Raw genomic sequence first — 3,329 nt, 5'->3', positions numbered from 1 at the left:
TTAGATTCTTTCTGGAAGTCATATTTAGTCATTTTCCCTAGGCAGTGATGACACTTAGGAGTAGGATAATCTATAGCTTAGTGATGATTTCTTTACGCGTTCCAGCATCAAGATATTCCAAGATTATGATGTTCTTGTCTTTAATTTCGAGTAAGTTTGTGATAAAATTTAATTGTTCCATATGATTCTTTCTAATGATGGTTTGGTCGCTTTTCATTATAGATCTTATGGGACTTTTTTCTACAACAAAATAGACTCCATAATTCCTATGGTGGTTTTACCCACTACAGAAATTATAGAGTCACAAAAGCAGTACACAATGTGGTATAATCTTCTTATGGCATATTCAATAGATTTTCGTAAAAAGTTCTCGCTTATTGTGAGCGAACACGTAGTATAACAGAAGCATCACACGTTTTCCAAATCTCACGTAATACCATTTATGGTTGGTTAAAGCTAAATGAGAAAACAGGAGAGCTAAACCATCAAGTAAAAGGAACAAAACCAAGAAAAGTTGATAGAGATAGAGTCAAAAACTATCTTACTGACAATCCAGATGCTTATTTGACTGAAATAGCTTCAGAATCAGCATCTGAATCAGCATCTGAATCAGCATCAACATCAACAAGTGCGTCTATGATTCATTCGACTTCAACTAGTCAAGCTCCTCAAACTGATACCACTAAGGCCCGTAAGCAATTACCAAATACAGGTGAAACTGCTTCAGCTGCAAATGCTCTCCTTGGAGTTGTAGCAGGTCTAACTGGATTAGGATTAGTGGCTAAACGTCGTAAGCGTGATGATGAAGAATAAATCTTCTAACGATTCTATTAGTTGATTATTCCAATCAAAAAACCTGAAAGATATAACTTTCAGGTTTTTTTAGTTCTATAATATTTGTGTTTGGTAAATTTCTATAAACATTTCGAGAACTTTTTATAATTTTTGAAAAATAAAAAACTAGCCATGGAATTAGTAGTAGCTACTAAATTCTATGACTAGTTGTAGAGTTTAAGGTTTTGACTTGATAATTTTAGTTTGTTTAGACAGTGATTGGAGTGTTTGGTCACTTAATTTTGAATCAGTGATAATGGTGTCGATATCTGAGATATTGTAAAATGTGAAGAAATCAAATTTATCAAATTTGCTATGGTCAGCTAGGAGATATTTTTTATTGGCGTTTTCTAGTGCTAATTTCTGTGCTTCACCTTCGTCTTCACTAAAAGTAGCGATAGCATGATCCTTGATACCATTACAACTAACGAAGGCTTTTGAAAATTGCAAACTAGCGATATCTTGAAGAGTGAGAGTACCGACAAAAGCTCCTGTAATTGAACGATAATTACCACCGATTAGAATGAGATCAGTTAGCTTACGCTCATTTAGAATGAGAAATACAGGCAAACTATTGGTAACAACTCGAATGTTATCGATAGGAAGTTCACGCGCAAAGAATTCTAATGTGGTACCTGGACCAATGAAAATAGTTTCTCTTTCTTCAACTAAGTGACCTGCAAAGCGAGCAATTTCTTGTTTTTCTGCTGTTTGTAGCCCTTGTTTTTCAACGTTAGAACGCTCATTATTTAATAAGGAACCTGTTCGAAGTTTTTCAGCTCCTCCATGAACTCGAACCAGCAAATCCTTATCCGCTAACTCTTGTAAATATCGTCTAGCTGTCATATCGGAAATATCAAGGCGATTCATAATCTCTTTAACAGTGATAGTTCCTTTTGTATTTACAATTTCTAAAATAGTATCTAATTTTTCTTGCTTCAGCATTGAACCACCCCCAAATCTAATATTATTTTATCATATTTTAAACAGCTAAGCAACTTAAAGAAAACAAAAATAAACAAAAAAAAACATCTAGTTTGTAATTAAACTTAGATGTTTTTTAGGTTAGATATTAATTTAGTCCATAGTTATAGTCATCATCCTGCATAGCTTCAACTTCACCAAGTAGATAGCCATTACCAACTTGAGAGAAGAAGTCGTGGTTTGATGTACCAGTTGAAATCCCGTTCATAACGATCGGGTTGACATCGTCAGCTGAATCAGGGAAGAGAGGATCTTGCCCCAAGTTCATAAGGGCTTTATTTGCATTGTAGCGAAGGAAGGTTTTAACCTCTTCAGTCCATCCGACTTCGTCATAGAGGCTCTCTGTGTAGCCTTCTTCATTCTCATAAAGAGTATAGAGAAGGTCGTACATCCATTCTTTGAGTTTTTCTTGCTCATCTTCTGGCAATTCATTGAAACCAAGTTGGAATTTGTAGCCGATGTAGGTTCCGTGTACAGACTCGTCACGAATGATCAACTTGATGATCTCAGCTACGTTGGCTAACTTGTTGTTTCCAAGATAGTAGAGTGGTGTGAAGAAACCAGAGTAGAAAAGGAAGGTTTCAAGGAAAACACTAGCTACTTTCTTTTCTAGTGGAGTTCCGTTTAGGTAGATTTCATTGATAATTTCAGCTTTTTTCTGAAGATATGGATTGGTGTTGGTCCATTCGAAAATCTCTTCGATTTCTGACTTGGTATTCAAGGTAGAAAAGATAGAAGAGTAAGATTTGGCATGGACAGATTCCATAAATTGGATATTGTTAAAAACAGCTTCCTCGTGAGGCGTACGAATATCAGCACGAAGGGCTTGAACACCAGTTTCTGATTGCATGGTATCAAGAAGGGTCAAACCTCCAAAAACTTTACCAACAAGGTCTTTTTCCTTGTTAGAAAGCTTTCTCCAGTCATCTAGGTCATTTGACAAGGGAATACGCGTATCGAGCCAGAACTGCTCAGTCAGTTTTTCCCAGGTTGATTTGTCAATGACATCTTCGATGGCATTCCAGTTAATGGCTTTGTAGTAAGTTTTCATTTGAAATCTCTTTCTGTGTGTAGTAATGCGATAACATAATCATTCTTATTTTATCATAATTCTATGCTATAATCGAACAAAAAGTCGGAAGCCCGACTTTTAAATTCTTACATGATTTTATCAGCAAAATACGTTTAATGGATTAAGTAAATGTAATTTTTTTGAGAGTTGAATTAAATCACACAGCTCTCGCATTGGTTAGCACCGACTTCTCCACCATCATCTGTAAAGGTACGGACGTAGTAGATAGACTTGATACCTTTGTTGAAGGCATAGTTACGAAGGATAGACAAGTCACGTGTCGTTTGTTTGTTTTCTTTCTTCCATTCGTAAAGACCTGTTGGAATATCACTACGCATGAAGAGTGTGAGTGAAAGTCCTTGGTCCACGTGCTCAGTCGCAGCAGCATAAACATCAATGACCTTACGCATATCCATGTCATAAGCAGAAGTGTAGTAAG

The 3,329-nt window shown here is 36.0% G+C and carries 3 protein-coding genes and 3 pseudogenes; 2 read left to right on the top strand and 4 right to left on the bottom strand.

The window, feature by feature from the left end; genetic code table 11:
* Window positions 1-181 (bottom strand): annotated as a pseudogene (locus HMPREF2795_RS10780) (ISL3 family transposase); the annotation flags it as partial.
* Window positions 182-337: 156 nt separating this feature from the next.
* Here HMPREF2795_RS10780 and HMPREF2795_RS10400 point away from each other — a divergent pair.
* Both HMPREF2795_RS10400 and HMPREF2795_RS08435 read left to right on the top strand, forming a co-directional pair.
* Window positions 338-585, top strand: a pseudogene (locus HMPREF2795_RS10400) (IS630 transposase-related protein); the annotation flags it as partial.
* 51 nt (window positions 586-636) lie between these two features.
* Entirely contained in the window at window positions 637-813 is a 177-nt protein-coding gene (locus tag HMPREF2795_RS08435; protein WP_025171272.1) for an LPXTG cell wall anchor domain-containing protein, read from the top strand.
* A gap of 198 nt (window positions 814-1,011) precedes the next feature.
* Here HMPREF2795_RS08435 and HMPREF2795_RS08430 read toward each other — a convergent pair whose 3' ends face one another.
* The 3 genes and pseudogenes from HMPREF2795_RS08430 to HMPREF2795_RS08420 all read right to left on the bottom strand — a co-directional run.
* Window positions 1,012-1,779 (bottom strand): DeoR/GlpR family DNA-binding transcription regulator, encoded by a 768-nt coding sequence (locus tag HMPREF2795_RS08430; protein ID WP_000917594.1) that lies wholly within the window; start codon window positions 1,777-1,779, stop codon window positions 1,012-1,014.
* Between the two features lie 127 nt (window positions 1,780-1,906).
* A complete protein-coding gene (gene nrdF / locus HMPREF2795_RS08425) occupies window positions 1,907-2,869 on the bottom strand; it encodes a class 1b ribonucleoside-diphosphate reductase subunit beta (RefSeq protein ID WP_049526102.1) in 963 nt (320 codons plus the stop codon).
* Between the two features lie 173 nt (window positions 2,870-3,042).
* Window positions 3,043-3,329: pseudogene (locus HMPREF2795_RS08420) on the bottom strand (ribonucleotide-diphosphate reductase subunit alpha); the annotation flags it as partial.

This window comes from Streptococcus sp. HMSC056C01 (assembly GCF_001811305.1).
Taxonomy (GTDB): Bacteria; Bacillota; Bacilli; order Lactobacillales; family Streptococcaceae; genus Streptococcus.
The sequence above is the reverse complement of the archived record's forward strand: the minus strand, read 5'-3'. Positions and strand labels throughout refer to the sequence as shown.